Source organism: Nocardia albiluteola (assembly GCF_018860155.1).
Lineage (GTDB): Bacteria > Actinomycetota > Actinomycetes > Mycobacteriales > Mycobacteriaceae > Nocardia > Nocardia albiluteola.
In genome coordinates, this window is sequence record NZ_JAHKNI010000025.1 from 71,662 (window position 1) to 97,758 (window position 26,097).

The 26,097-nt window shown below is 66.7% G+C and carries 21 protein-coding genes and 6 pseudogenes; 12 read left to right on the top strand and 15 right to left on the bottom strand.

The window, feature by feature from the left end; genetic code table 11:
• Positions 1–1,046: 1,046 nt before the first annotated feature.
• Together KO481_RS40530 and KO481_RS40535 are read left to right on the top strand one after the other, a co-directional pair.
• On the top strand, positions 1,047–1,514 hold the full coding sequence (locus KO481_RS40530; RefSeq protein WP_215923876.1) for a nuclear transport factor 2 family protein: 468 nt from the start codon (positions 1,047–1,049) through the stop codon (positions 1,512–1,514).
• A 26-nt stretch (positions 1,515–1,540) separates the two neighbouring features.
• The gene (locus KO481_RS40535; RefSeq protein WP_215923877.1) at positions 1,541–2,089 is read left to right on the top strand and encodes a TetR/AcrR family transcriptional regulator; all 549 of its coding nucleotides are present in this window, start codon (positions 1,541–1,543) and stop codon (positions 2,087–2,089) included.
• Between the two features lie 349 nt (positions 2,090–2,438).
• Here the strand turns inward: KO481_RS40535 and KO481_RS43765 are convergent, their stop codons facing one another.
• Entirely contained in the window at positions 2,439–2,696 is a 258-nt protein-coding gene (locus KO481_RS43765; protein ID WP_215923878.1) for a helix-turn-helix domain-containing protein, read from the bottom strand.
• Positions 2,693–2,992, bottom strand: a complete 300-nt coding sequence (locus tag KO481_RS40545) for a transposase (RefSeq protein ID WP_215923879.1) — start codon at positions 2,990–2,992, stop codon at positions 2,693–2,695. The genes KO481_RS43765 and KO481_RS40545 overlap by 4 nt, the downstream gene beginning before the upstream one ends.
• Positions 2,993–3,018: 26 nt before the next feature.
• Between KO481_RS40545 and KO481_RS44980 the strand changes: the two are divergent.
• A pseudogene (locus KO481_RS44980) lies at positions 3,019–3,219 on the top strand (transposase); the annotation flags it as partial.
• Here KO481_RS44980 and KO481_RS40555 read toward each other — a convergent pair.
• Positions 3,219–3,452 (bottom strand): annotated as a pseudogene (locus KO481_RS40555) (transposase); the annotation flags it as partial. The pseudogenes KO481_RS44980 and KO481_RS40555 overlap by 1 nt on opposite strands.
• A 318-nt stretch (positions 3,453–3,770) precedes the next feature.
• Positions 3,771–4,367: a CGNR zinc finger domain-containing protein gene (locus KO481_RS40560; RefSeq protein WP_215923880.1), complete on the bottom strand. Its 597-nt coding sequence runs from the start codon at positions 4,365–4,367 to the stop codon at positions 3,771–3,773.
• 51 nt (positions 4,368–4,418) lie between these two features.
• Here KO481_RS40560 and KO481_RS40565 point away from each other — a divergent pair, with 51 nt between their 5' ends.
• From KO481_RS40565 to KO481_RS40585, 5 genes and pseudogenes are all read left to right on the top strand, one after another.
• Positions 4,419–5,867 carry an MFS transporter gene (locus tag KO481_RS40565; RefSeq protein WP_215923881.1) on the top strand — a complete coding sequence of 483 codons (1,449 nt, stop codon included), beginning with the start codon at positions 4,419–4,421 and terminating at the stop codon, positions 5,865–5,867.
• An 81-nt stretch (positions 5,868–5,948) separates the two neighbouring features.
• Positions 5,949–7,070: an epoxide hydrolase family protein gene (locus KO481_RS40570; RefSeq protein ID WP_215923882.1), complete on the top strand. Its 1,122-nt coding sequence runs from the start codon at positions 5,949–5,951 to the stop codon at positions 7,068–7,070.
• Positions 7,071–7,257: 187 nt separating this feature from the next.
• Positions 7,258–8,487 (top strand): alpha/beta fold hydrolase, encoded by a 1,230-nt coding sequence (locus KO481_RS40575; RefSeq protein WP_245402216.1) that lies wholly within the window; start codon positions 7,258–7,260, stop codon positions 8,485–8,487.
• Positions 8,488–8,554: 67 nt separating this feature from the next.
• The gene (locus KO481_RS40580; RefSeq protein WP_215923883.1) at positions 8,555–8,707 is read left to right on the top strand and encodes a hypothetical protein; all 153 of its coding nucleotides are present in this window, start codon (positions 8,555–8,557) and stop codon (positions 8,705–8,707) included.
• Between the two features lie 109 nt (positions 8,708–8,816).
• Positions 8,817–10,585, top strand: a pseudogene (locus KO481_RS40585) (IS481 family transposase).
• A gap of 513 nt (positions 10,586–11,098) precedes the next feature.
• Here the strand turns inward: KO481_RS40585 and KO481_RS40590 are convergent.
• The 4 genes from KO481_RS40590 to KO481_RS40605 all read right to left on the bottom strand — a co-directional run bounded on the left by KO481_RS40590 (position 11,099) and on the right by KO481_RS40605 (position 15,932).
• Positions 11,099–11,437 (bottom strand): putative quinol monooxygenase, encoded by a 339-nt coding sequence (locus tag KO481_RS40590; RefSeq protein ID WP_215923884.1) that lies wholly within the window; start codon positions 11,435–11,437, stop codon positions 11,099–11,101.
• Between the two features lie 28 nt (positions 11,438–11,465).
• Positions 11,466–13,226 carry a CocE/NonD family hydrolase gene (locus KO481_RS40595; protein ID WP_215923885.1) on the bottom strand — a complete coding sequence of 587 codons (1,761 nt, stop codon included), beginning with the start codon at positions 13,224–13,226 and terminating at the stop codon, positions 11,466–11,468.
• 69 nt (positions 13,227–13,295) lie between these two features.
• Positions 13,296–14,909 (bottom strand): long-chain fatty acid--CoA ligase, encoded by a 1,614-nt coding sequence (locus KO481_RS40600; RefSeq protein WP_215923886.1) that lies wholly within the window; start codon positions 14,907–14,909, stop codon positions 13,296–13,298.
• Between the two features lie 129 nt (positions 14,910–15,038).
• On the bottom strand, positions 15,039–15,932 hold the full coding sequence (locus KO481_RS40605; protein WP_215923887.1) for an NADP-dependent oxidoreductase: 894 nt from the start codon (positions 15,930–15,932) through the stop codon (positions 15,039–15,041).
• An 86-nt stretch (positions 15,933–16,018) separates the two neighbouring features.
• Between KO481_RS40605 and KO481_RS40610 the strand changes: the two genes are divergently transcribed.
• Entirely contained in the window at positions 16,019–16,660 is a 642-nt protein-coding gene (locus tag KO481_RS40610) for a TetR/AcrR family transcriptional regulator (RefSeq protein ID WP_215923888.1), read from the top strand.
• A gap of 356 nt (positions 16,661–17,016) precedes the next feature.
• Here KO481_RS40610 and KO481_RS40615 read toward each other — a convergent pair.
• Positions 17,017–18,205, bottom strand: a pseudogene (locus KO481_RS40615) (IS701 family transposase).
• Positions 18,206–18,361: 156 nt separating this feature from the next.
• Between KO481_RS40615 and KO481_RS40620 the strand changes: the two are divergent.
• Entirely contained in the window at positions 18,362–18,778 is a 417-nt protein-coding gene (locus KO481_RS40620; protein WP_215923889.1) for a hypothetical protein, read from the top strand.
• On the opposite strand, the gene KO481_RS40625 is transcribed toward KO481_RS40620, so the two are convergent.
• From KO481_RS40625 to KO481_RS40635, 3 genes are all read right to left on the bottom strand, one after another.
• The gene (locus tag KO481_RS40625; RefSeq protein WP_215923890.1) at positions 18,764–19,225 is read right to left on the bottom strand and encodes a peroxiredoxin; all 462 of its coding nucleotides are present in this window, start codon (positions 19,223–19,225) and stop codon (positions 18,764–18,766) included. The genes KO481_RS40620 and KO481_RS40625 overlap by 15 nt on opposite strands.
• A gap of 380 nt (positions 19,226–19,605) precedes the next feature.
• Positions 19,606–20,172 (bottom strand): PadR family transcriptional regulator, encoded by a 567-nt coding sequence (locus KO481_RS40630; protein ID WP_215923891.1) that lies wholly within the window; start codon positions 20,170–20,172, stop codon positions 19,606–19,608.
• A 58-nt stretch (positions 20,173–20,230) separates the two neighbouring features.
• Positions 20,231–21,001, bottom strand: coding sequence for a formylglycine-generating enzyme family protein (locus tag KO481_RS40635; protein WP_215923892.1), 771 nt, complete (start codon positions 20,999–21,001; stop codon positions 20,231–20,233).
• 360 nt (positions 21,002–21,361) lie between these two features.
• On the opposite strand from KO481_RS40635, the gene KO481_RS40640 reads away from it, so the two are divergent.
• Together KO481_RS40640 and KO481_RS40645 are read left to right on the top strand one after the other, a co-directional pair.
• Positions 21,362–22,927: a cellulase family glycosylhydrolase gene (locus tag KO481_RS40640; RefSeq protein WP_215923893.1), complete on the top strand. Its 1,566-nt coding sequence runs from the start codon at positions 21,362–21,364 to the stop codon at positions 22,925–22,927.
• 618 nt (positions 22,928–23,545) lie between these two features.
• Positions 23,546–23,986 (top strand): annotated as a pseudogene (locus tag KO481_RS40645) (protein kinase domain-containing protein); the annotation flags it as partial.
• On the opposite strand, the gene KO481_RS40650 reads toward KO481_RS40645, so the two are convergent.
• The 3 genes and pseudogenes from KO481_RS40650 to KO481_RS45045 all read right to left on the bottom strand — a co-directional run bounded on the left by KO481_RS40650 (position 23,923) and on the right by KO481_RS45045 (position 25,795).
• Positions 23,923–24,636 carry a sulfatase-like hydrolase/transferase gene (locus KO481_RS40650; protein ID WP_308166972.1) on the bottom strand — a complete coding sequence of 238 codons (714 nt, stop codon included), beginning with the start codon at positions 24,634–24,636 and terminating at the stop codon, positions 23,923–23,925. The pseudogene KO481_RS40645 and the gene KO481_RS40650 sit on opposite strands and share 64 nt — an antisense overlap.
• On the bottom strand, positions 24,530–25,015 hold the full coding sequence (locus KO481_RS44185; protein ID WP_308166973.1) for a sulfatase-like hydrolase/transferase: 486 nt from the start codon (positions 25,013–25,015) through the stop codon (positions 24,530–24,532). Before KO481_RS44185 ends, KO481_RS40650 begins: the two co-directional genes overlap by 107 nt.
• A pseudogene (locus KO481_RS45045) lies at positions 24,930–25,795 on the bottom strand (formylglycine-generating enzyme family protein). Before KO481_RS45045 ends, KO481_RS44185 begins: the two are co-directional and overlap by 86 nt.
• Between the last annotated feature and the right edge of the window lie 302 nt (positions 25,796–26,097).

Sequence of the window (26,097 nt, forward strand, 5' to 3'; positions counted from 1 at the left end):
CGCATCCTCCGCGGCACGCAGACTCGCCTCGCCGTCGGGGGCAGCGAGACCGGCCTGGTGCGCCCGATATCAGCACGGTCGGCAACCGCGACGAGTCCGGCTCGGCGCAGTCCCCCGAGCGCAAATAGGCTGGAACAGTTCCTCGTTCGGACCGTTTCTGCGCTTTGCGACGAACAGCGAACCTGCAGGTGGACGGTGGTTCGATACGACGAAACCATTGAAACCACGCTTCCAACCTTCCTGGCCGCCTGTCTATTTGGATCTACAGAACGTCGACAGGACGTCACGGAATCACTGGCGTTGTGGGCACGCTCCGAAAGGCCAGGCAACCGTGTACCGTACGCCGTCTTTGGCGACGATCCGATGGCCAGCGACGGATTTCCATCGTCGCGTCGTCCACGTGTCAACGGCATGCCAGATCCCTTCATCCTGGCAGTCGACAGCAGGAGGTCGGTGTTCGCGCGCCCGAAACCCTCGGACAGAGCGTGATCGTATTGATCGAGAAACTCCTGATCGATTTGCCGACCGTGGATTTCGCTGCGCTGGCCTGGCGCGATCACGGTGAGCGAGATGCGCAACTACGGTGCGCTCTTCTTAGTGAGCGTCCGGGAACTGTGGTCTTGCTCGGGTGAGTCGGCGTGACATGGTCATGATGGTGGCGATGTAGACCATGGCCTCGTGGTGGTCGGGTCGGGTTTCGTAATCGCGGACGCAGCGGCGGTGTTTGCTGATCCAGGCCAGGTTCGTTCCACGACCCAGCGGCGCGGCAGAACTACGGAGCCGGGATCGGTGCAAGCTCCGCCACGCCGAGTCGAATATCCCTCACCCCCAACCATATTCGCCGATCCGGCGCCATCGAACCCGGTGCCACCGAGCTCACCGGCAACCCGCCACCGACCACGGCTGAGCAGAGTTCCCGGACGCTCACTCAGGCGAGGGAACCTGCGTTTCCTGCGGTTAGCAGGACATGCCGAATATCCCTCTACCACCCGCACATGTGCCGTGCTACGATAAGTTATCGATCGACCACTAACTTAGGACTGAACATGACAGTCAAGGAAGACGCCCGCCGCGCTGCTGCCCAGCACACCCTGGCCGAGCACCTGCGCCTGACCGCCGCCGGACGCGTCGATGAATGGGTGACGCTGTTCGCCCCGGACGCGGTGCTCGAGTTCCCGTACGCGCCGGCCGGAGTGCCTCGGCGGGTAACCGGGCGAGACGCACTGCGCGCCCACATGAGCAACTTTCCCGAGACCTTTGACGTGGAGTTCGCCGACCTGGTGTTCCACGAAACGGTCGATCCGAGTCTGGTGATCGCCGAATTCCGCTCGAAGGGCACGGCGTTGCCGACCGGCAAGCCGTACGAGCAGACGTGCATCTCCGTCGTCCGAACCGACGATGACGCGCGCATCACCCACTACCTGGACTACTGGAACCCGCTGGTAGCCATCGAGGCGCTCACACCCCAGGATGTGCCGTCCAACCCTGACCTCAGCGTAACTTTTGGGGGCTGAGGTGGAGCCGTGTTTAACTGACGCCTATGCCCGCCGCCGGCACTAGCACGAAGAGCGACGAACGACGTCGGACCATCATGGCCGCCGCGGTCGAATGCTTCGCGCAAAAGGGCTTCTACGGCACGACGACGCACGAGATCGCAGAGTGGGTCGGTATCTCTCAGCCGTATCTCTATCGCCTGTACCCGAACAAGGAAGCGCTGTTCGCGGCGGTGGTCGACCACGTGTCCGTCGCAATGACCGAAACGCTGGTCGCTCACTCGCCGGCCTCGGGTGGAGCCGGGCTGGCGCCCGAGGCGGCGTTGGATGCGGCGCGCGGCGCATACACTGCGCTCGTCGCGGACCGGAACATCCTGCGTTTCCTCATGCACGCGAACTGTGCCGTCGGCGAGCCGCTCGTGGCGCAGGCCGTGCGCCGGTGCTACGCCAAACAGGTTGACACCGTTCAGCATCTGCTGGGCGACGATGACGCCGTGCGGCGCTGGTTCGGCGCCGGAATGCTCGACAATGTGGTCGCCGTGCTGGGTCTGGCCGACGTCGATGAGCCGTGGGCGCACGTCCTCACCACTCGATGACCCGACGCCGGCAGTTCGGCGACGAGGGCCCCGAGCCTTCCTCGTCGGCCAGCTCGGCCGGTGAGACTCGGCTTCTTCGCCCAGCTGCGGGGCAGGCTTCTTCCGAGGCAGCCTCCTGGTCATGAGAATGACGAGCGACCAGTTCACTTACTCGGACAAGGAAGCGTGGGCGAGGCAAATCCAGCTGACAACGCGGCGGACCGACGGCGGCTTTGGGTACTGCGCGGGGACTGTGGGTGGTCGTGCGGAATGGGTGCAGGTAGTTGAGCAGGATCTTCGGGCCGCCGCGGTAGCCGAGGTCTTGGATTTCGCGGAACAGCTGAGTTGCGTTGGTGCAGCCCTCGTTCCATCACTGGTGCAAGTAGGGCTTGAACTCCTCGAACACGCTGCGACGTCGCCCGGTGCCGGTGTTGACCAGTAGTTCCTCGACACTGGCTGCGCGGGCGAAACGCCGCACGGTTCCCCGGGCAAGACCGAGCCGGGCACCGATGGCGCGCAGGCTCATACCGCCGTCGAGCAGCGCGTGGACTGCGGCATAGCGTTCGCGAGTCCGGACCGCCCACTTGTCGGTCCGTTGTACTGGTGGCTCGCTCACCTCGGCAATCACCGGCGCTGGCTGCTGGTGCACAATTCGTCGCCATCTTCGTCAGCTGTGGCGTCCAGGCAGTCGCGATGCCGGGCAACGACGCGTTCGACCGCCTCGCCAAGGTTGTGCCAGACATGCCAACGGTCCGCGACCTGCACAGCATTCGGCGCTCCTGCCGCGACGCCGTCGGCATAAGCGCCAGCTCGATCTCGGCACACGATCTCGACTCCGGGATGGGCACGCAGCCACGCCGCGAGCGTGTCGGCGGTGCGGTCGTCGAGCACGTCAACCGGTCTCCGGGTTTCAATATCGATCAAAATCGTGCCGTAGTGGTGCCCGCGACGCAGCGCGAAGCCGAAACCGTTACGGCACAGCGGTCATCGACGCCGTCACTCACCAACGGATCGACGTCCTGGCCGACCGCAAGTCCGAAACCCTCGAAACAGGGCTGCGGAACAATCCTGGCGTCGAGGTCGTCGTCCGTGACGGATCGGCCACCTACGCTGAAGCGATCCGCCGCGCGCGGCCCGCCGCACTGCAGGTCGCGACGTCAATTGTGCCGACACGGGTGTCGAAGTCTCGGTGCCGGTACCCGTTGCGGGAGTTGGTCCGGTCGGTGCTGCGTTCGCCGTAGCCGGCGCCGCACATCGTGTCGGCCTCGGCGCTCATCAGCGACTGCACGAACGAGGACACCATCTCCCGCAGCAGGTCAGGGCTGTGAACGGCGAGTTGGTCTGTGAACGGAGCATTCGGGTCGATACGCTGGACAGCGGTCATCGCGTGAACTTTCTCCTCGAAGACTTTGGTCGGTCTGCTGAGGATCACGCGGTGACCATCCTCTACTCCGCTACGACACGCTCAGACTTTGCTGATGCTGGGGTCGTACACCACCTTGCCGGACGCAACCAGGCGCGGCGGTTGTGCCCGCCACCGAAGTGTGAGCCACCCCGGTGAGTCCGGAGTCTCCGGACCCGCCGGGAGGATTCACCGGAACCGGTTGCCCAGCGCAGTTCCAGCACTACCAGCACGCCCCGAAACAGCGCGAGACGTGGGCAAATCGCGTCGGTATCAGGACACTGGGTCATGTGCCGGCACTCAACGCGGGTTGTGCCGACTCCGATAGGCCGCGACGCTGGCCCGGTGCGCGCAGGTCCGGGTGCAGTACTGCTTCGAGCCGTTGCGCGAGAGGTCCACGAAAGTGGCCCGGCAGTTCGGCCCGGCACAGACGCCGAGACGAGCCGGACCGAGGGTGGCGATCACGGAGGCCAGTGCGCTGAGCGTGGTCACGGCCAGGTGCGCCGAGCAGCGGTCGGTGTCGGAGGTGACCTCGGTCCACCAGCGGTCGTGATCGTGGCGCAGCGCGGGGGTGGCGCGGCTGCGACGCAGGCCGTCATTGACCAGGACCGCGGCTCCCACCGCGTCGGTGCTTGCTCGTTCGAGCACGGCACGAACCGTTTCCCGCAACGCGCGGACCTCCGCCAGGTCGGCGCGAGTGAGGTGCTGCCGCATACCGGCCCCTTGCTCCGCGGCCGAGCTCGGAGACTCGGCTGTTCCAGCCAGGGAATGGTTGTCGAGGAAGTCCCGGAGTTGCTCCACGGTTTCGAGCGCGTCCTCTCCCTTGATCGGCTTCAGGGTGTTGGCAAGATCGACGGCCGTCTGGACCGCCGAGTCGGTGTAACACGCATCAAGCATTTGACGTGTCTCCTCCCCGGTCCGTAGCGTGACATTCATAGTAGCTTTCACATGTCACAACATGCTTGGGAGAAGACGATGATGCCGCAGACGATCCCGTCTCAAGGGGTCCTCCGCGGCGGATCGAACCACGCCCCGGACGGGCGCCGGCTGGGGCTGGTCCTGGGGATGCTGGTGCTGCCGCAGTACGTGGCACTGGGAGCACCGGCGGTGGCGCTGCCAGCTGTCGGCCGCGCGCTCGCGGTGCCGTTCGGGGCTACAGCATGGATTCTCGCCGCATGGTCGCTGGCCTCCGCGCTCGCGATGCCGATCGCGGGTCGGCTGATAGCCCGGTGGAGCCCGTTCCGGGTGCTCGTCGCCGGGGTCGTAGCACTCTCCGCGGGCTCGGCGCTCGCGGGTGCCGGCCCGACCCTGCTGGTCGTGATCGTCGGGCGACTGATCGGTGGCGCTGGGGCGGGCGCCACCGTGATCGCCGTCTTCGCCGCGGCAACCACACTTCCCGGGCGGGAACGGATCCGCGCGCTGGGAATCATTGCGGCCGCCAGCGCGACGGCGTCGGCTTGCGGGACCTTGCTGGGCGGGGCGGTGACCGCATGGCTGGGGTGGCGTGCCGTGCTCGCGATCCCGGTCCTCGCGCTGCCCCTTCTACTGGCCGCATTGCCGAGTAGGCGCGCGCTGACGCGGAACGGTAGCGGCGAGCGAAACGGCTCAACCGGGCGACTCGACACCGTCGGCGCGGCCGTGCTGTTTGTACTCGCCGGCTCGTTGATCACGTTGCTGCAGGCGCACTCGGTCGGGCTGCCCGCTCCGGTCACGCCCGTCGTGGCTGCCGCCGGGGTGCTCGCCGCCGTGGGGCTGTGGTGGTGCGTGCAACGCACGCCCGACGGGTTCGTGCCTCGCCGGGTGATATCGGCCCGCGGCTTCCTGTCGGCCGGGCTCGTCGGCGGGACGATCTTCGCCGGCTACTACGGGGTGCTGTTCCTCGCCCCGTCCCTGATCGAACAGGCCACGGGCGGTGGCGCCCTCGAAGCCGGCGCGCTCTTGGTCCCGGCCGCCGCCTGCTCGGTGCTGGCAGGGCGGCTGGTCGGTGCCTTGACCGACCGGTTCACCGGTTGGCAGGTGTCGGCCGGGCTTGCGGCACTCACCGTTGTCGGCGTGCTCGTGGTCGCTGTCTTGCACGGGCCGATCTCGGTTGTCGCCGGCACGGCGCTGACCGTGTGTGGGTTCGCCGGCGCCCAGGCCGTTCTGGTGGGCCTCGCGCCGGAGCTGGTCGCTACGCGCGACCGCGACACCGCACAGGGCTTGCTCAACTTCATGATCTTCCTGGGTGGCGGGATCGGTCCGGCCGCTGTCGCGGGCCTGTCAGGCGTCGTGTCGGTGCCGGTGGCGCTCGCCGTGCTCGCGGCACTTCCCCTGGCCGGACTCGTCCTCAGCCTGACCCGGCGCACTGGCGCCGGCCGCCGACCCGAAGGCGATGACACGCGTGGGAGTCAGCGATGACGGTCCACACCCCGGAGCCGGTCGACGGCTTCACCCTGTGACCTACATCTGATCGTCTTGCCGAGGAAAAGGAGCCCCGCTGTGGCCGCCGAGCCGTTCGAGGTCAGCATCACCGAAGCCGAGATCGCGGATCTACGTGACCGATTGCGACGGACACGGTGGCCCGAGCCCGAGCCGGTGGACGATTGGTCGCAGGGGTTGCCGCTGGCTTATGCGCAGGAGCTTTGCCGCAGCTGGGCGGAGGACTACGACTTCGGGTTCGCCGAGCGTCTGAACGTTTACCCGCAGTACCGCGACACGATCGACGGGCTGGGCATCCACTTCCTGCACGTCCGCTCGCCGGAGCCGGATGCGTTCCCGCTGGTCCTCACGCACGGGTGGCCAGGTTCGGTGCTCGAGTTCCTGGAGGTCCTCGGCCCGCTGACCGACCCGCGCGCGCACGGCGGTGACCCGGCGGACGCGTTCCACGTGGTCGCGCCGTCGCTGCCCGGGTACGGCTGGAGTGACAAGCCGTCAACGACCGGGTGGGGCATCACTCGCATCGCGCGCGCCTGGGACACATTGATGGTTTCGCTGGGTTACCAGCGGTACGGCGCGCAGGGCGGTGACTGGGGTTCGGCGGTATCCGGCGCGCTGGGCGAGGTGGCACCCGAGCGGGTCGCCGGCGTGCACCTGAACCTGGGATCCGTGAAAGCGGGCACGTTCGACGACCCGACGCCCGCGGAGCTGGCGAACCTCGCGGCCGAGAAGGAGTTCCAGCGCACCGGCCGGGGGTACTCGGCGATCCAGGCGAGCCGGCCGCAGACGCTCGGCTACGGCCTCACCGACTCCCCGGCGGGCCAGGCCGCCTGGATCGCCGAGAAGTTCTGGGCCTGGACGGACAACAACGGCTACCCCGAGGACGCGGTGTCGCGGCAGACGATCCTCGACGAGATCTCGGTCTATTGGTTCACCGCGTCGGCTACGTCGTCGGCGCGCCTGTATTGGGAGAGTTTCGCCAACTTCCGGGACAAGGTCACCGCGCCGTCGGGGCTGTCGGTCTATCCGCGCGACATAACCCGCCCGTCGCGGCGGGAGGCCGAGCTGCGGTTCACCGACCTGCGCTGGTTCGAGGAACTGCCGCGAGGTGGCCACTTCGCCGCGCTGGAACAGCCGGAGTCACTGGTCGAGCAGGTCCGCGGGTTCTTCCGCCTCTTCCGCTGACTGCCCGTCCCGTTCCCCGGGAAGCTCGCGTCCGGGTTCCGCCTTGTTGGTAATCCCGCGTCGCGATTGCAGCACCATTATCCCGACCTTGTGTGCTGCTTCGGTTCAGGCACCCTGAGTCCGCAATGGACTCCCGGGGTCAATTTTCGTGGCCGCCCCCGGCGCCCGTTCTGGTTGAATCGCCCGTATGGCAGCCACCGTACGCATCCCCGGCCTGGTGCTCACCGAGCACGAGTTCTCCGTCCCCCTCGACTATTCCCGCCCTGACGGCCCGAAGATCACCGTCTTCGCTCGGGAGATCGCCGATCCGGACGGGCTCGACCGGCCGCTTCTCGTCTACCTCCAAGGCGGGCCCGGGCACGAGGCGCCGCGGCCGTCGCGCGGGGCGCCGAGCTGGCTGCCGCGGGCGTTGCAGGAGTACCGGGTGCTGATGCTCGACCAGCGCGGCACCGGACGGTCCACGCCGGTCGGCACGTTGTCCGGCACTGCGGCCGAGCAGGCCGAATACCTCACCCACTTCCGCGCCGACGCGATCGTCCGCGACGCGGAGTTCGTGCGGCGGCAGCTGGGCATCGAGAAGTGGAGCGTGCTCGGGCAGTCGTTCGGCGGGTTTTGCACGCTCGCGTACCTTTCCCACGCTCCCGAAGGACTGGCCGAGGCCTTCTTCACCGGCGGGCTGCCGCCGATCGCGCGGCATCCCGACGAGGTCTACACCACGACGTTCGCCAACCTGATCGAGCGCAACCGCCAGTACTACCTCCGCTATCCGGGCGATCGCAGCCGGGTCGAGGCGCTGCTGCCGATGCTCGACGACGGGGCCGTCGTCCTGCCCGACGGCAGTCCGCTCACCGCGCGACTGTTCCAGCAGCTCGGGTACGTCCTCGGTGCCGGCGGCGGCGAGGAGGCACTGCACTACCTGCTCGAACGCGACCCGAAGTCCCCCGCCTTCGCGCACGACGTCGCCAACTCGCTGCCGTTCACCGCGCGCAATCCGCTGTACTCGGTGATCCACGAGTCGTCCTACTCCGACGGATTCGCCACCCGCTGGTCCGCCGAGCGCGTGCTGCCGGACGAGTTCCGCACCGACCGGACGTTGTTCACCGGAGAGCACGTGTTCCCCTGGCTCTTCGACGACTTCCACGGTCTCCGGCCGATGAAGGAGACCGCCGAACTGCTCGCCGCACACGAGTGGCCGCGGCTGTATGACGCCGACGTGCTGCGCGAGTGCACGGTCCCGGCGGCGGCCGCGATCTACGCCAACGACATGTACGTCGAGCGGATGTTTTCCGAGGAGACCGCGCGGTTGATCCCGACGCTGCGGCCGTGGATCACCAACGAGTACGAGCACAACGGCCTGCGCGCGTCGGGCGATCACGTGCTCGGACGGTTGATCGACCTCGTCCGCGGCCGTGTCTGACAGGTCGTGAGGGGATTCCCGCAAGGTTCCCCCCACGGACGGGCGAGGATCACGGCGCGGTGACCAGGTGCAGGGGCGGGTGCTCGTCGGGGCGGGACAGGCCGACGTACAGCAGTTGGGCGACGTCAAACCCGCCAAGTACCCGCCCGGCCGCGGAATGCTGGTCTCGCGCAGCCGGGATCGGGAGCTCATCCAGATCTGCCAGCTGCCGCCGGTGTGATTCGGGCGTCGTGACTGTCGCAGGGAAACGACATCAACGCCGCGTCACGCTTGATGTTGCATTGGTGGCAGACAACGGAATTGGTGATCGGGACGGCAGTAGCTCGTGGATGGTGGAGCATCGGTATCGTGTCGTGCGGGCGGTCCTGGACGGCGGTGAGATAGCCGCTGTCGCTAGGCAATTCGGGACGTCACGGCAGTCGGTTTACACCTGGATTGCCCGTTACCGCGACGGCGGACTCGAGAGTCTGGCAGACCGGTCCCGTCGGCCGCGTCACAGCCCGTCCCGGACAGCGGCGGAGGCGGAGGCAGCGATCTGCGAACTTCGCCGCCGACATCCGCGGTGGGGTGCGCAACGGATCGCGTTCGAGCTGTCCGAGCAGTCCGGCGGCCCGAAGCTGAGCCGCTCGACGGTGTATCGAGTGCTGGTGCGAAACGGGCTGGTGGACAAGCAGTATCAGCAGCATCGCCGTCGGTATCGGCGGTGGCAGCGGGATGCTCCGATGCAGTTGTGGCAGCTCGACATCATGGGCGGGGTGTTCTTGGCCGACGGAGGTGAGTGCAAGCTGGTCACCGGCATCGACGACCACTCCCGGTTCGTCGTGATCGCCCGAGTCGTCACCGAGCCGAGCGGGCGGGCTGTCTGCCAGGTGTTCACTGACGCCATGGCCTGCTACGGGGTTCCATCGGAAGTGCTGACCGACAACGGCAAGCAGTTCACCGGCCGCTACACCAAGCCGTTCCCGGCTGAGGTGTTGTTCGAACGGGTTTGCCGGGAGAACGGCATCAACGCCCGCCTGACCAAGCCTCGCACCCCAACCACCACAGGCAAGATCGAACGGTGGCACCAGAACCTGCGCCGCGAATTCCTCGACGAGGCAGGACCATTCGCCGATTTGGCGACAGCGCAGACCGCGATCGATGCGTGGGTGCACGGCTACAACCACCGGCGCCCGCACCAATCGTTGAACATGGCCACGCCCTACTCCCTTTTCCGGCCACGCCACAGCGACCCGGCGCAGCCCGCTGACGGCGGAGCATCGATCCCGGTGCGACTGCCCGACACCGTGAGTGCCCCGGCCGGAATCACCATCGGGCATCGGAACGCGGCTGCACCGATCGTGGACGAACGTGACGTGACCGCCGTGGAGTTCGAAGCTGTCGTCTCCCCGGCCGGCCGCATCCTGCTGCCGGGAAACCAGCAGCTGAAGTTCACCTCGGCCATGGCAGGCCGCACGTTCACGATCTGGGCCGACGACCGAACGATCCACGTGCTGCTCGGCACGGAACTGCTCCGCACTCGCCCATCGCGGCTGTCGGCCGCCGATTTGACCGCCATGCTGCTCAACGGCGCACGACCGGCCGGTCCTCAACCTGGCCCCACAGCCGTTTCTACAGGCATTCTGCCCCCGGGCGCGGTCGTCGAACTTGGCCGAACGGCCAACCGCGACGGCGATGTTCACCTCGCCGGGCAACGTGTTCCGCTGACAGCCCAGCTCGCCGGACAACGCGTCGCCCTGCGCATCGACGGGCATCTTATGCACGTGACCGCCGCAGGGCTGCTCGTCAAGACGCTGCCTGCGCCGATCCCACCCGAACGAGCCGCCCGACTGCGCGGCGCGCCCGCCTGGTCGACAAGCCGATGCCACTGCGGTCCCGGTCACCCCGAGCGCAGCGCCGCATCAACCCGGATGGCAAGGTCATGATCGCCGGGGAACGAGTGCACGTCGGCCGCAGCCACGTCGGCAAAACCGTCACCGTTGTCATCGAAGACACACTGTTCCGGATCCTCCACAACGACATCGAATTGTCCACTCACATCCGCAAACACCCCGGCCCGATTCGCCAGATCAGGGCCAAACCCCGACGAACCGCCTGACCGGCCGACACAAACGTCCAACATCACCTGCGACTGTCAAGGATGTCCCGAACGGGGACCGTCAAGGATCTCCTGAACCCCCACATTGACACCACCGGGACACCTTGTCGGGGTACGAGTTCGTCAACCTCGGGGGAGAACTTGGTCGACCTTCTGGCGAAGTCGCTGGACGACCATCTGGGATGCTCGCTCCGTCACCTCGAACGTGCGATGCGGGAATCCGGCCTACCCAGTCCCGCCAAACCGTTGCAGCAGGCCCGGCTCGAGGTGTCGTGGAAGCGGTTGCGGGACCCGTCCGAGACAAGCAGCGTACTGACGATTGGGGCCGAGTCGGGAATTCGCTCTGCATCGGCCGGCCTTCAACGCGGGCCTTTCGGGAACGATACGACATGTCACCAGCACAACTTCGAAAGAACCGCGCTCGCCAGCCGCCGACCACATGAGCCGGAGGCCCCGGCCGTCGACGAGCTCTACGTTCACGCGGTATTCAGCGCGGGTCGGTGGCAGGTCGCACTAAATGGTCAGCCGGGCGTCGGCCGCTCCGGCGGTGATCGTCAGTGGTGCCGGGTGTAGTTCGACGGTGTGGGGTGCGGGGTCGACCAGGTCGAGTAGCCGAGGCAGGTAGCCGGTCAGTACGCCGCTGTTGTGTGCGTCCATATCGGCTTTCGAGGCGTACTTTTCGATCACGGTGACGTGGAGCGGGTCGGAGCCGGGTTCGACGTAGAAGGCGTAGCGCTGGAGGTTGGGTTCGCTGCGCAGTACCGGGGGGATCAGTTCGGAGAGCAGCGCGAGTAGATCGGCGCCGCGCCCCGGCTTGGCGTGGAGGCTGGCGATGACGATGATTTCGGACATGGTGAATCTCCTTCTGGTGGTGGGGTTCTCAGCCGCCGAGCACCGGCAGGCGCAGTGCGGACGGTGTGGATGGGCCGTGGTGCACGGTGTGTTGTGCGGGAACGGCCTCATCGAGGGTGCCGAACTCGGGAATGGTGCGGGTGTGCAGATTGCGGCTGTAGCGCGGGAAACTGAATCCAGCGATCTGCACCCGGATGCGGTGGCCTGCGCGGAATTGGTGCGCGACGTCGTTGAGGGTGACGGTCACCCGACTGGGCTGCTCGGGGTCGAGCCAGTCGGTGTCGCCGCCGTTGCGGTATCGGGCGCGCTGGGCGCCGTCGGCCACGTTGCCCGCGAAGCCGTCGGGTTCGACGTCGACCAGCGTGACGCACACGTCCGCATCCGGGGCGCTGCTGGTGAGGTAGGTGACCAGCTCGGGTTGTCCGGCGATGGTCACGTCCTCGGTCAGCGGTTCGCTGGTGTAGACGAGTAGGTCGTAGGACCCGTCGACGGCGCGCTGGTCCTGGACTCCCTGCGGTGCCGCCGCGGCGTCCCCTTCGATCGTGATCGCTCCGCCATGGGTGGGGAACGGGTCGTGCGGGTCGGCGGTGAAGGTATCGGAGGTGGCGAAGGTCCTTCCGTGTTTCGCGCCTGGATGGGCGAGCAGTCCGTCGCCGGTTGCGGTGCGGGCGTCGCCGCCGGAGGTGAGAGCCCATTCCTCGACGGCCGTCTCGGGTGGCCAGGCGGGTGCGTGTGCCCAGGTATTCGAGCCGCCGACGAAGTAGGTGACCCGTCCGGGTCCGGACAGGTACCGGGCGGCGGTGGGGTAGGCGGAACCGTCGCCACCGCGCAGGTGCCGGTCGAAGAACGCGGCGAGTACCGGATTCCAGGTGGGCACACCGCCTCCGGCGTTGGGCAGGACGCGGGCACCGACCTGGCCGGAGGGGGTGTAGGTGCCGAAGTGTGTCCACGGTCCGGCGATGAGGCCGGCATTCTCGTTGCCGGCGAGCTGGGTGGCGAGCCGGAACTGGGTGGGGCTGGTGAAGTCCTGGTAGCCGGTGATCTGCAGGAACGGGATGGTGACGCGTTCGGGTTCGGTGAGCAGGGTGGGCCGGTTCCAGAACGGGTCGTGGGGCGAGCGCAGCCAGTCGGACCAGAACGGCGCGATCCGACTGTCGTCGAGCGGGCTGATGTCGGTCAGTGGCAGTCGGCTCACGGTGGCGCGGGGGTCGGCGAAGGCGTCAGCGAGTAGCTCGCGAACCTGCTCTTGCTCGCCTGCGTCCAAGGAAGTGTGGTCGAGGCCTTCGTGGCACAGGACGAGGCCGTAGGTGGTGAGGAAGCCCAGTTCGAACACTCCGCCCGGTCGTGCGGTGTGGTGCATGTCGGCGGTGGCGACCATGGCGACCGCGGCTTTGAGGTGTGGGTTGCGGGCGGCGACGGCTTGCAGGACGGCCATGCCGAGGTAGGAGGAGCCGTAGATCCCGACGTTGCCGTCGCTCCAGGATTGTGCTGCGGCCCAGTCGATCGCGTCGGAGGAGTCGTTGTATTCCTGTGTGATGAAGTCGAACCCGCCGCCGGACTCGAACCGGCCGCGGGTGTCTTGCACGAGCACCGCGAAACCCTGGCGGGCGAGCCACAGGGGGTCGGCCACGATGCCGGAAACCCGGTAGGAGTCGCGGCGGTTATAGGGGGTGCGGTGCAGTAGTACCGGCCATCGGCCGTCGTCGGCCGGGCGGTAGAGATCGCCGGTGAGAGTGATGCCGTCTCGGGTCGTCATGTGGACGCCGGCGTCGATGCTGGGTCGGTGCACGGTTGTCTCCTCAGAGGTCGACGATTGGGTCGGGTTGGATGCTCTGGGCTCGTTGGCGATGACGGCGGGTCAGGACGCTGCGTCGAACTGCGCACGCAGGAGGCGTTTGGCGAATTTCCCGGTGCCGGTTTTAGGGAGGGAGTCGACGAAGCGCACCTCGTCCGGCAGCCACCACTTCGGGACGAGCGGTCGCAAATGCGCCACGATGTCCTCGGGCGTCAACACGGCGCCGGCGCGAGCCACGACGAAGGCGACGGGTCGTTCGGACCAGCGGGGGTCGGGCTTGGCGACCACGGCCGCTTCGGCCACGGCCGGGTGGCCCATGATGTGGTTCTCCATATCGACCGAGGAGATCCACTCGCCGCCGGACTTCACGAGGTCCTTCGCGCGGTCGACCAGGTACAGGTAACCGCTGGGATCGATGCTGGCGACATCCCCGGTGCGCAGCCACCCGTCCTCGGTGAAGGCTTGATCGTCCGGCCGGTTGAGGTAGCCGGCAGCGATCCAGGGACCGGCAACATGGAGTTCGCCGACCGCAACGCCGTCCCACGGCTGCTCGATGCCGGTTTCGATGTCGACCAGACGCAGGTCGACCAGCGGCACGGGCTGTCCCTGGGTCGCGCGCACCTGCGCCCGCTGATCCTCGGTGAGCGTGTCATGCTCGCGCCGCACTGTGACGACCGTGCCGATCGGGCTGGTCTCGGTCATGCCCCAGGCCTGAGTGATCGGCAGCCCGGTTGCCGCGCGCCAGCCCTCGGACAGGCTCGACGAGACCGAGGCCCCGCCACAGAGCACCATTCGCAGACTGCTCAGGTCGTGCTCGCGCAGCAGCGGCAGCGCGCCCATCCAGATCGTTGGGACGCCGGCGGTAAGGGTCACGCGTTGGCGTGCGATCTGCGCCAGCAGCTGGTCCGGAGCAGTGTGGGCGCCGGGCAGGACCAGGTCCGCTCCGGCCAGCACCGCGGTATAGGGCAGCCCCCACGCGTTGACGTGGAACATCGGCACCACCGGCTGCACGCGGTCGCGTTCGCTGACGGCCAAAACGTCGGCGCCGAGACTGGCCAGCGCATGCAGCACAATCGAGCGGTGGGAGTACAGCACTCCCTTGGGATCGCCCGTGGTTCCCGACGTGTAGCACAGAGCGGCCGCGGAATTCTCGTCGTCGATCACGAATTGACCCGCGATGGGTGGCCTGGCGGCGAGCAGCGCCTCGTAGTTCGTGATGCGAGGGTCGGTGGGGATCGGCTCGGTCGAGTCGTCATCGATGACGACGATGTGGCGCACCGACGTGATACGGTCCGCCACCTGCCATAGCGTGGGCAACAGAGAACGGTCCACGAAAAGCACGTCATCGTGTGCATCGGCAATGACATAGGCCAGCTGGTCAGGGAACAGCCGGGTGTTGATGGTGTGCAGAACCCGCCCCGAACACGGCACCGCGAAGTACAGCTCCAGATGCGTCTGCGTGTTCCAGCACAGCGTGCCCACTCGGGCGTCGGCGGACACGCCCAGGCGGTCGAGAGCGGCGGCGAGTCGGCGGACCCGCTCGAAACAGTCGGCATAGGTGGAGCGGCGCTCACCGGAAGCGGTCGCAGTCACTATCGACTTGTCGCCGAACAACACTTCGGCCCGGTGGAAGACGTGAGGCAGACCGAGTGCACGGTCTTGCATCAGTCCAAGCATGGGATAACTCCTTTGTGGATTGTCGTGGGCGCCATGGGGCCTGACCACTTCTCCGGCGCCGCCGGGTGGGCGGTTTCCGTGAGGTCGGCGACGGAAGGTGCCTGCTGAATCAGGCCGGGCAGGTTCGGTTCAGACGAGCAGGACTCGGCGGCCGCGGGTGTGTCCGGCCTGGCTGTCCGTGTGTGCCGCCGCGGCCTCGGCGAGTGGGTAGGACCGGTGGACCGGGATGTGGAGTTTCCCGCGCGAGATGAGGTCGACGGCCTCGGCGAGTGCTTCGGGCATGCTTCCGCCGACGCCCGCGAATCGGATGCCGAGCATCGGCGCCTCGAGGTCGGCGATGGTGACCACCTTCTCCGGATCTCCGGTCAGGTCGAGGAGCCCGCGGATGACGCCCGCGCCGTTGAGGTCGAGCGCGGCGTCGACCCGGCCCAGCCGACGCACGCGCTCGACCCAGCCCGTGCCGTAGGTGGTGGCGACGGCGCCGAGGCTGTGCAGGTAGTCCTGGTTCGCGGGCCCGGCGGTGCCGATCACCTTGATTCCCCGGTCGCGGGATATCTGCAACACCGCGGACCCGACTCCGCCGGCCGCGCCGCTGACCAGCAGCGTCTGCCCCGGCTGAACGCCGACCAGGCGGATGATCCGCAACGCGGTCTCGACCACGGACGGATATCCGGCCGCCTCGGCGAAGGTCAACCCATCGGGCAGGCGCGCCCAGGAGGAGAGCACGGCGAACTCGGCGTAGGTGTTCGAGCCTCGGCCGAACACCGGGTCGCCGACCTCGATACCGGTCACGGTGTCCCCGACCTCGTCCACCACGCCCGCGGCGTCCTGTCCGACACCGGCGGGCAGCTCGATCGGGCGGATCCGCCGGAACTGGCCCTCGCGGGTCCGCCAGTCGTGCGGGTTCACCCCCGCCGCCCGCACGGCGATACGTATCTGCCCCGGACCGGCGTGGGGTTCGGCCGCCTCGGTCAGTTCCAGGACATCCGGGCCGCCGTACTCGGCGAAGCGCACTGTTCTCATACATCGACCGTAACACTAACTGTTATGGTTTAGCATCTGTTATTTTTTAGTCATCGTTACTAGTTTGAATCTGATAGCATCAAGAAATGACCGCACCGACAGGACGCCGGGAGCGCAAGAAGGCAGCGACCCGCCAGAAGATCGCCGAGACCGCCCTGCGGCTGTTCCTGGAACGCGGGTATGACGCGGTGGGCATCCGTGACGTGGCCGCCGAGGCCGACGTCGCCGTGACCACGCTGTTCTCCCACTTCGCCTCGAAAGAGGCCCTGGTGTTCGAGCAGGACCAAAACTTCGAACGACGCCTCACCGAGGCTGTCACGGACCGGGCATCGCACGAACCGCTCATACCTGCACTGCGGCGCGAGATCCACGCCATGGTGCGACACTGCACGGCGGAGGGCGCCGCCCCGATCTGGCACATGATCGACCGGACCCCCGCCCTGCGGCAGTACGAGGAATCGATGCGACTGCGCCACGCGGAGACGCTGGCAGCGGCCATCGCCGCCGATCTCGACCAGCTGCCCCCCAGCACGGCCTGCCGGGCGATCGCGAGATTCGTGATCGACGCCTACTCACTGGGTCGCGACGCACCTGATCCGGAGACCGCGGTGGACGAGGTCTTCCAGATGATCGAGGCCGCCTGGGCAGTCGCCTGCACTTCCAGCCGGGCGCCGGGAACTGTCCCAGCGGGCCGGGCAACGATCGCCCGGACCGTCGCAAATCGCTGACCAGTCTGATCTCGATGCCCCGCGACATTTGCTCTTCCCCCAGCAAGGCTGGGGGTGTTCATGCGGTAGACGTTCGCCGTAGCCGCAGTGGGTGGTCAAGCGCGCGCTGCCGGCTTGTTCTTCAGCAACGGGACAGGTTCGGGTCGCGGGTGCGGTACCGCCGGACCGGCAGCTGACCGCTACCTGCACCGCGTCGAGTCCGGACACGCCCAGTTCAAGGGCCTAACACGACAGTTGTATTTCGTTGTTTCATAATCGTTTTGGTTGGTGGCGGCGTTGCCGGGCGTGTGCTTGGTGGTGTCGGCGCCAGAGGCAGGCGGCGAGTGCGTGGGTGAGGGTGCGGGCGGGGTGGAGCACTATCGCCAGGAGACGGCGGATGTCGGCGACTGTGATTCGGCCCAGCCCGCATGGGCTTTTGGGTCGGTAGCGGCGGTGACGGCGAGGAAGGCGTGGGCGAGCATGGCCAGGGTGATGTGCCGATACCAGGGATACCATTTCCGAACTTGGTAGTGGTCGAGGCCGCATTGGTCTTTGGCGGCCTGGAAGCATTCCTCGACCGCCCACCTGGCGCCGGCGACGGCCACGACCTGTTCGCGCTCGATCGCGGCGGGGTGAAAGCACAGGTAGTAGGCGATATCAGCGGGGTTGTCGAGGGATCGGCGGGCGAGCAGGGTCCTGGTGTATCCGGCGGGGAGATCGCCGAAAGTGGGGAGGGTGGCCCAAGCCCAGTCGTATTGACGTTCACCACGTTCACCGAGCCCGGCTGAGACCCGGTGCCACGCCTTATCAGGCGCTCGGGCGACGAGCGTGTCGACACGGCGGCGGCCGTCGAGATCAGCCACGGTTTGCCGGACCGGCACCTCGAGAACGTAGGACAGGCGACGGGCCTCGCAGAATGCCCGGAACCGACCGTCGCGGCCGTAGGCGGCATCCGCGGCTACCCACCCAGCGGCCACTCCGGCATCCAGGGTCCGTGCGATCATCATCTCCGCAAGCCTGGGCTTCGTCAGAATACCTGAGCTGCAACGACTTTCGGGAATACCTGCTTCGGTGCAGCGGTCACGATCACCGATCCACGACTCGGGCAGGTAAAGCTCCCTGTCGATCAGCGCCCGACCCGAGCGCCCGGCGTAGGCCAGGAACACCCCGAGCTGGGTTCTCCACACGCCCAGCCGTTCCGGAGTACTGGCGTTGTACTCCCGCCGGCTTCACTCCCTTCTTCAGGAAGCCGGTCTCGTCCGGGACCAGGACACCATCTGGGCAGGCCAGCGCCTCGGCGACGTACGAGCGCAGACAATCGCGCAGCTCATCAGCGTCCCACCGCGACCGATTCAGGAAATGCTGCAACCGGCCCGGATCCACCTCCCCGGCAGCCTCGGACAATTGCCACGTGTTCTTTCGCTCCACCGGCGCCAGCAACCCCGTCAGATACGCCCGCGCCCACCGCCGCGGCTACGCACGATAGAGCACCCCCGCCACCCGCGCGAACACCTCATCGAAACTCGCACGCCACGCCGAAACATCCTCTGCGGCAACATCACCCAGCACAAGCCGACAAACTACCCCACGACCAAACCGACCGCAAAACAACGAAATACAACTGTCGTGCTAACACTCCAGTCGTAGTTTGTTGTGCCGCCGCACAGCGCCGGCACAACGAACTGGTTGACGGGGGCAGTGCGGCGTGTCGTCGCTGCCTTGATGCTGACCACCGTGCGGGATTGGGTCAACCCGGATGCGGTGGTCGTCGGCGACGAACACTACAACGGCAGCGGAGCCGATTACGATTACGCCGGATCGGAAGTGCTCAACGAGATCGGCATCGCGGACATCTGCGAACCGATCCGTGCCGTGCTGATCGACCGGATCAACCATACAGCCGGAGGTTGGTATGACTACCGGATAGGGCACCAGATCGACGCGATCGGGGTGCTGTGTATCAGCGTCGCCAGCGCAGTCAGTACGCGCTGTCCCGGCCGCGCGTTGGTGTCAACGCCGTGTGTCGAGGCGATCGTTGCGGTTCCGGGCGTGGGGCAGTCGGTTCGGCAACGGCGTAGGCCGATGTCTCCTGTGGCGGTGGTATCGAACGACAAGCATTTCTGCTCATCTACTGCGTGAGCGCAGGAACTCCAGTGCTTGGTCGGCGTGAACGTTCGCCCGCAGCTCGCCGGTGATCACGATGAGAACGGTGCGATCGGGACTGATCACGTAGGTGTGTCGTTTGACCGGGGCCAACTTGCCGAGCAGGCCGCGCTTGACGCCGAACTGCCGGGCGACAGCGCCGTCCGGGTCGGTCAGCAGCGGATATTCCAGGTGTTGCGTCTTGGCGAACTCGGCCTGCGTCTCCACGGTGTCGGTGCTGATCCCGGCGCACGACGCTCCGACGGCAGCGAATTCGGCCGCCAGATCCCGGAAATGGCAGGCTTCGGCGGTACAGACCGGGGTGTTGGCGGCGGGGAAGAAGAACAGCACCAACGGTCCCTGGGCGAGGAGTGAGTCGAGGGTATGGACTGCGCCGGACTGATCGGAGAGTTCGAATTCGGGAACGCGGTCGCCTGCCTTCATGCCCGGTGACCCTACCGGAGGCAAGCCACCACCTCGACGCACAACTCACGAGCCCGGTTCGCCTTCTCAACCATGTGACCGGAGTAGTCACCCTGATCCCACGCCCCGGCACGATCGGGCCGTTCGTCGACTTGGGCCACCCACCAACCGGATTCGTCGATGTCCTGAATCAGCCGTATTCCTCCGACCAATGGCCGACTGTCGGCACAGTCACCGAGTTCGAGGTCCTCCAGCACAATCGCGGTCAAGTTCGTCTCCAGCCTCTCGATCCCACCTTCCGATCAAGCACGACGAGCCTTCCCGCAATCAGCGAGTCCGAATGGTGCGCCGCCAAGAGCCGCCACCCCAGGTCGCAATGAACAGCTCCCCCGTGGGCGCGGTCAGTGCGCACGGCCAGATTCCAACCGCGCGAGGGTCAGCTCGAGCCAAGCGATATAGCTGGCGGTACTGGCATAACCCTGCTCGTGCGCCAAGGTCTGGATCTCACGCGCCCACAGCGGATCGAGTTCCGGGATCTGGGGGTCGTACTCGATGGGAAATGATGTCGCCGCGGAGATGTTGTCGTGTTTGCGGCGGTATTCCAGCTCGGTGCGCACGATGTCGATGGCGATCTCGCGGTCCAGCTGGCCCGCGAAGATCAGGCGCAGTTTGAAATCCGGATCCATCGGCCGCGTTGACGGCTCGAACGGTGAACGTGCCCAGTCCAGCAGCGCCTGGCGCCCGGCCGTGGTCAGCGAGTAGATCTTCGCGTCGGGCCGGCCCTCGCGCGGGTCGACCTCGAATTCCACCCAGCCGCGTTCGACCAGTTTGCCCAGGCGACGATAGATCTGCGGCAACTGCACGCCGTAGCCGATGTAGCGGCCGGGGCCCTCCATCCAGCGGCGCAGGTCGTATCCGGAGTAGCGGCCCAGTGCCAGCGCACCCAAGATCACGTAGTCGAGCTGCAATGGTCTCCTATGTTCCTAGGGATCTATGCTCCCACAATCCTGAACCAAGGGCGCGATGTCAAGATCCGGGGGGTGAGCGCACATCGGAAACCCGTGTGCCCGGCGCCGAGGAATCGGGGGAATTGGCCGACCTCGCGGCAACCCGGTAGCGGAAGCAATAGGAGTCGTCACACATATGCGACCCGCCGCGGATTACCCTGTTCGCGCCGATCTCAGGCTCCATCGTGGTGACCCCCGAGCCCGGGTCGTGGTCGATTTCCCACCGGTCGTCGCACCATTCCCAGACGTTCCGACAGGTGTTGCAGAGGCCGAATCCATTGGGCGCGAAGGCATTCACCGGAGCGGTGCTGGGGAAGCCGTCGGCGGCGGTGTTCTTGGCCGGAAGGGAGCCGCGCCAGATGTTGCAGCTGTATTCGCCCACGGGGTCGAGTTCATCGCCCCACGGATACCGCGCCTGCACCAGCCCGCCCCGCGCCGCGTACTCCCATTCGGCCTCGGTCGGCAGCCGCGTGCCCGCCTTGCCGCAGTACGCCTGTGCGTCGTTCCAGGAGACATGCATGACCGGATGATCGCCGCGCTCGGTCAGATCGCTGCCCGGCCCTTCCGGATGATTCCAACTCGCCCCGTCCACCCCGCACCACCAGGGCGTGCGTTCCGGACGGGGGGCGACCCGCCGCAGGGCGGCGGGGAGGAATCCGGCGAGGACGTACGACCGGCCCAGGCGCTCGGCGTCGGTGTGGTAGCCGGTGGCGTCGATGAACTCCGCGAACCGGTCGTTGGAGACCGCGCATGCGTCGATGAGGAAGGGACTCAGGCGAACCCGGCGCACCGACCCCTCGCCATCGGCCGGATATCCGCCACCGTCGTCTCACTGCCGGGCAGCGAGAGCATTCCGGTGAGGTCGGCCACGCCCGGTGGCCGCTGCACGTGTCCGACCCTCAGCGGGATCTCCACGGCATTCCCGCTCCGGCTCGGAGCGCAATCGCCCGGCCGGGATCCGCCTGTCTCATCCGATACCTTCCACGGGGTTGACTTGATCGGCTCATATGTTCCAGAGTACATATCATGGTCTGAGTCACGGTGGCCCGCCGAAGAAATGGCCGTTGCGGCGACGGCATGCGCCGTGTCTGCCGTGGCGACGACCTGATGAGGGGTCGTTCGAAGTACACAGTTTGACCAAGGAGGCGTTTTGCCCAAGAAACTGTCCGTCGCACGGCTCGGAACCGGCGGCCGGATCGGGATTCTCGGAGGTGCGGCCCTTGTCGCGCTCACCACTGCGGCGGCACCGACCGCAGCCGAGCCGGTGACCGGTGGCGCAGCCTGGCTGCATGCCGATGGTTCGGCGATCCGCGACTCCTCAGGGCGGCAGGTGCTGCTGCACGGGGTCAACGTCGTAGCGAAGACCGCGCCGTACTACGTCTCGGCCGATGGTCCGCTGACCTTCGGGCCGGGGGATGCCGACGCGATCGATGCCGCCGGGTTCAATGTGGTGCGACTGGGGTTGCAGTGGAAGGGACTCGAACCAGGAAAGCTGCCGCCCAACAGTCCACAGGTATGCGGTGTCGGCCAAGTCGAAGATCCCGGCCAGTACGACCCCGAGGTGGTGTCGGCGTATCTGGATCGCATTGCGGACACGGTGGACATGTTGGCTCAGCGTCACATCTACACGCTGCTGGATATGCATCAGGACTTCTTCTCCGAGCGGTTCGGTGGTGATGGGGCACCGGATTGGGCGCTGTGCACCGACGGCGATCCGATCGTGACGACGCCGAGCAAGTTCGGCGAAGTGTTGCCCGCAACGCTGGCGACCACTGGGCACTTCTGGCGCAATGATGTGCGTGGCGGGCTGCAGCAGGAGTTCCAGCGGGTATGGCGTGCTGTGGCATCGCGTTTCGCCGATGATCCCTGGGTGCTCGGTTACGATCCGTTCAACGAGCCGACGATCTTGGCGGCCGGCGACACCTCGATGGACACCCTGACGCAGTGCTTCTACGCGGGCACTCGCGATCCCGGTCGCGCGGCCGACGGCAGGGATTTGTCGTGCCCGGCAACCGTCCCTGAGGACGGTGTGTTGCAGGCGATCCGGTCGGTGGATGCCCACCACATGCTGCTGCCTGAACCCGCCATTCTGGGCGGCGGCCCACTGGGCCCGATGCCGGTCTCCAACACCGTTGTCAACTTCCACAACTACTGCCTGCTCAGCGTGGCCACCCGTAATCTTATGGGCGGCAACGGATTCAGTAACGGCTGCCGCGCCCCCGAACAAGAGGCCATGGATCGGGCCGCGGTCGCATCGAACGGACAGCCACTGCTGGTGACCGAATTCGGTGCCGAGGACGACCGATCCGACCTCACCACCGTTGCCGACCTCGCCGATCAATATCTGACCGGTTGGGTCTACTGGGACTGGACCACCTACGGCGCGGGTGGCGACCAGGCCGCCACGCAACCCCTGCAAGACGATCTTGCTCTGCGCCCCAAGGCCAGAGCGCTGGTCCGCGCGTACCCAACCAATGTCGCGGGAACCCTCACCGCATTGCACTTCGACCCGGACACCCGCGTCATGACCATGACCTACCTGGCATCATCGCCCGCGCCCACCGTCATCGCCGCCCCGGCTCTCGCGTACCCCGAAGGCTTCTGCGCCACCAGCAGCGAGGGGCACACGCAAACCACAACTGATCAAGTCACCGTGATCGCCCTGGACGGGCAGGACCCGACCGTAACCATCAAGCCTGGCCGTTGTACCGCTTGAACGCTGTTGCGGACCAGCTGTTCACATGTGTAGGCAAGGACCGAAAGGAGCTTTCCGGGTCATGACAACACCGGATCGGCGGACGGACGCCGAGATCGAACGTCGAACCTTTCTGTGTAATGGGCCTGGACCTGGTTTCGCGCCGACGATCGCCTCACCGCATTGGAAGCCGGAGCACAGCTTGTGCAGCTCGGGCTCGGAACGCTATTGATCGATCGCCTTCCGCTCGAGCAACTCGCGGACCCACGCGGGGAGATTGCGCGCTCCGTCGTGACGATTCTCGACGATCACGCGCAAGCACGAACCAAGCCCGACCAAAGTGTCGCTTAAGCAGCTTCATAACGCCTGTAGCGGATTCCCACAATTGAGGGGATGCGGGGGTAAAGCTGGGTAGAAGGGACCAGCTGTAACAGGTGCGAAGGAAGCCGAAGCACTGCAATACATTGATGCTACGAATCTAGCGGTGAAACCGAACGTTTGCAGCCGTCGCTGACTCAGCCCGCACGCATGTCCTCCACGCGCGGTCCTACCCGAGGACCGAAGGTGTTCGCAGTGGTCCGAGCACGCGTGCAGAGATACTCTGTCTGGTGTCCGCCGCGGGCGAATTGCGAGTAACCGATGGTTGAGAGCGATCCATTCAAAACGCAGCGTGATGCCGGTCTCGACGTCGTCACGGAGTTACGCGCAGCCGGGTTCGAGGACGCCGACGAGATCGGGCGGGGTGGTTTCGGGGCTGTCTATCGGTGTACCCAAATTGCCGCGGACCGCACCGTGGCGGTGAAGGTCCTCACCGGTGGACTGGCGGAGAACCGGGAGCGATTCTTTCGCGAGCAACGAGCGATGGGGCGGCTCACCGGGCACCCGAACATCGCCGGCATGCTCGAGTTCGGGGAAACCGGAACCGGCCGCCCCTACTTCGTGATGCCGTACCACTCTTGAGGCTCGCTTGACGCCCGCATCCGGCACGACGGTCCACTGTCCCTCGCGGACATGCTTCACGTCGGGGTCAAGATAGCGGGTGCACTGGAATCCGCACATCGAGCAGGAGTCTTACACCGCATTCCGAACAGCGCGCCGGCGCGGATCTCGGTATCGGCGGCGACCGGCAATGGCGCCCCCTGCGTGTCGGCGGGGATCTGGATGCCGAAGAAGGCGAGAAGGGTGGGAGCCAGATCGATGGTCTGCACCAGCGCCTGCCGCCGTTCCCCCGCGGCCTGGGTGCGCGGATCCCATGCGAACAGCGGCAGGTGCACCAGCTCGTTGTACCAGGGCTGCACCGACTTTCCCCACCAGCCGCGTTCGCCGAGCAGGAAGCCGTGGTCGGTGTTGACGATCAGCATGGTGTCGTCCCACAGGTTCAGCTCGTCCATCATGGCGAGCACCCAGCCCAGCGAGTGATCGCACATCGACAGCAGCGCCGCGTATTCGTGCCGAACGTGCTGCGCCTCGTCTTCGGTCTCGGTGACGCGCTTGTAGTCGGGCCAGTCGAAGTGTGGGCCGTCGTAGTCGTGCGGGTAGAGATCCTTGTAGTTCTTGTGGCTGAAGAACGGCTCGTGCGGATCGAAGGTCTCGATCTGCACGAACCAGCGGTCGGCGGCGGCATTAGTGCGGATGAACTCGAGACCGGCGTCGAAGGTCAGCGTCTGCGAATGCTCCGCCTCGGTCGGCATGTGACTGCGGTTCACCCAGTCCTGCACATAGGCCGGCATGATCACTGGCCAGATGGGTGTGAATCCCGTTCTGCTTCAACAATTCCGGCATGGAATCATCGAACGGCTCCAGCGGACCCCAGCTCCGGTGCAGGAAGTTGTGGCGGCCGGTGTGGATCTCGTGGCGGGCGGGCATGCACGGCATGGACCCGGCCCAGGCGTTGTCGAAGGTGACGGCACGTTCGGCGAGCCGGGCGAAGTTGGGCGCGTCCGTCCAATCACACCCGTACGGCGGTAGCATGCGCCGGTTCAGGCTGTCGAACATCGCCATAATGGCTTTCACGGGCAGTCTCCTAGTTTGCAGGGTGTAACGGGAGAAGACGGTTCGGCAGTGCTTCGACCGTCGCGTCCGGGCTTGCCACGCAACGAAATCCGGCATGGCCGGTGGAGCTGTCAGGGGTATTGGCCGAGCGGGCCGCGACCCGGTAGCGGAAGCAATAGGAGTCGTGGCATATGTGCGAGCCACCGCGAATCACCTTGCTGTCGCCGGTCTTCGGGCCGGACGGGTCGATGGTGAGGCCGGGCCGGTGGCCGGTGGTCCACCAGTCGGCGCACCACTCCCACACGTTGCCGCAGATGTTGTAGAGCCCGAATCCATTGGGCTCGAAGGCATCCACCGGCGCAGTGCCGCGGTAGCCGTCGGCGGCGGTGTTCTTGGCCGGGAAGCTGCCGCGCCAGATATTGCACCGGTATTCGCCGCCGGGGTCGAGGTCGTCGCCCCAGGGGTAGCGGGCTCGCGACAGGCCGCCGCGGGCGGTGTGCTTCCATTCCGCTTCGGTGGGCAGCCGCTTGCCGGCCCAGGTGGCGTAGGCGTGCGCGTCGTTCCAGGACACGTGGGCGACCGGATATGGCGGCCGCGGCCGTCCAGATCACTGCCGGGGCCTTCGGGTCGATCCCATTGCGCGCCGCTCACCCCACACCACCACGGGGTGCGCTCCGGGCGCGGGGCGTCGCGGCGCAGCACGGCGGGCAGGAACCCGGCGAAGACATAGGACCAGCCGAGCCGGTCGGCGTCGGTGTGGTAGCCGGTGTCCGCGATGAACTCGGCCAATTCGTCATTGGTCACCGCGCAGGCGTCGATCAGGAACGGGGACAGCCGGACTGGCCGCACCGGGCCTTCACCGTCACCCTGGTAACCGACCGCGTCGGCGGTGCCCATCAGGAATTCCCCGCCCGGCAGCGCGATCATGCCGGTGGTGTCCAATCGCCCAGGCGTGACCGCCGGGACGAACGCCTCCGGCCGACTGTCCGAGCTCGAACGCGACGGCGGACAGCAGGTCGGCCGGGAGTCGCCGTGGGCGTGATCGGGTGGATTCATCGAGCTCCTTCACATTCCGGACTCTGGCCACGGACGTCGAGGGCTTCCCTGCGGTTTCATTGACACACTATGACACAAGTGTCATAGTGAATCGTACTCAACTATTGGAGTGCATGCCACAGAGCCGGCGCACCTGCCGGAAG

Bases quoted from the DNA above. Each gene is read 5' to 3' on its own strand.
- KO481_RS40530 (WP_215923876.1), top strand. From the start codon at position 1,047: ATGACAGTCAAGGAAGACGCCCGCCGCGCTGCTGCCCAGCACACCCTG.
- KO481_RS40535 (WP_215923877.1), top strand. From the start codon at position 1,541: ATGCCCGCCGCCGGCACTAGCACGAAGAGCGACGAACGACGTCGGACC.
- KO481_RS40560 (WP_215923880.1), bottom strand. From the start codon at position 4,367: ATGCTTGATGCGTGTTACACCGACTCGGCGGTCCAGACGGCCGTCGAT.
- KO481_RS40565 (WP_215923881.1), top strand. From the start codon at position 4,419: ATGTCACAACATGCTTGGGAGAAGACGATGATGCCGCAGACGATCCCG.
- KO481_RS40575 (WP_245402216.1), top strand. From the start codon at position 7,258: ATGGCAGCCACCGTACGCATCCCCGGCCTGGTGCTCACCGAGCACGAG.
- KO481_RS40590 (WP_215923884.1), bottom strand. From the start codon at position 11,437: ATGTCCGAAATCATCGTCATCGCCAGCCTCCACGCCAAGCCGGGGCGC.
- KO481_RS40600 (WP_215923886.1), bottom strand. From the start codon at position 14,909: ATGCTTGGACTGATGCAAGACCGTGCACTCGGTCTGCCTCACGTCTTC.
- KO481_RS40605 (WP_215923887.1), bottom strand. From the start codon at position 15,932: ATGAGAACAGTGCGCTTCGCCGAGTACGGCGGCCCGGATGTCCTGGAA.
- KO481_RS40610 (WP_215923888.1), top strand. From the start codon at position 16,019: ATGACCGCACCGACAGGACGCCGGGAGCGCAAGAAGGCAGCGACCCGC.
- KO481_RS40620 (WP_215923889.1), top strand. From the start codon at position 18,362: ATGCTGACCACCGTGCGGGATTGGGTCAACCCGGATGCGGTGGTCGTC.
- KO481_RS40625 (WP_215923890.1), bottom strand. From the start codon at position 19,225: ATGAAGGCAGGCGACCGCGTTCCCGAATTCGAACTCTCCGATCAGTCC.
- KO481_RS40650 (WP_308166972.1), bottom strand. From the start codon at position 24,636: ATGCCGGCCTATGTGCAGGACTGGGTGAACCGCAGTCACATGCCGACC.
- KO481_RS44185 (WP_308166973.1), bottom strand. From the start codon at position 25,015: ATGCCGGATTTCGTTGCGTGGCAAGCCCGGACGCGACGGTCGAAGCAC.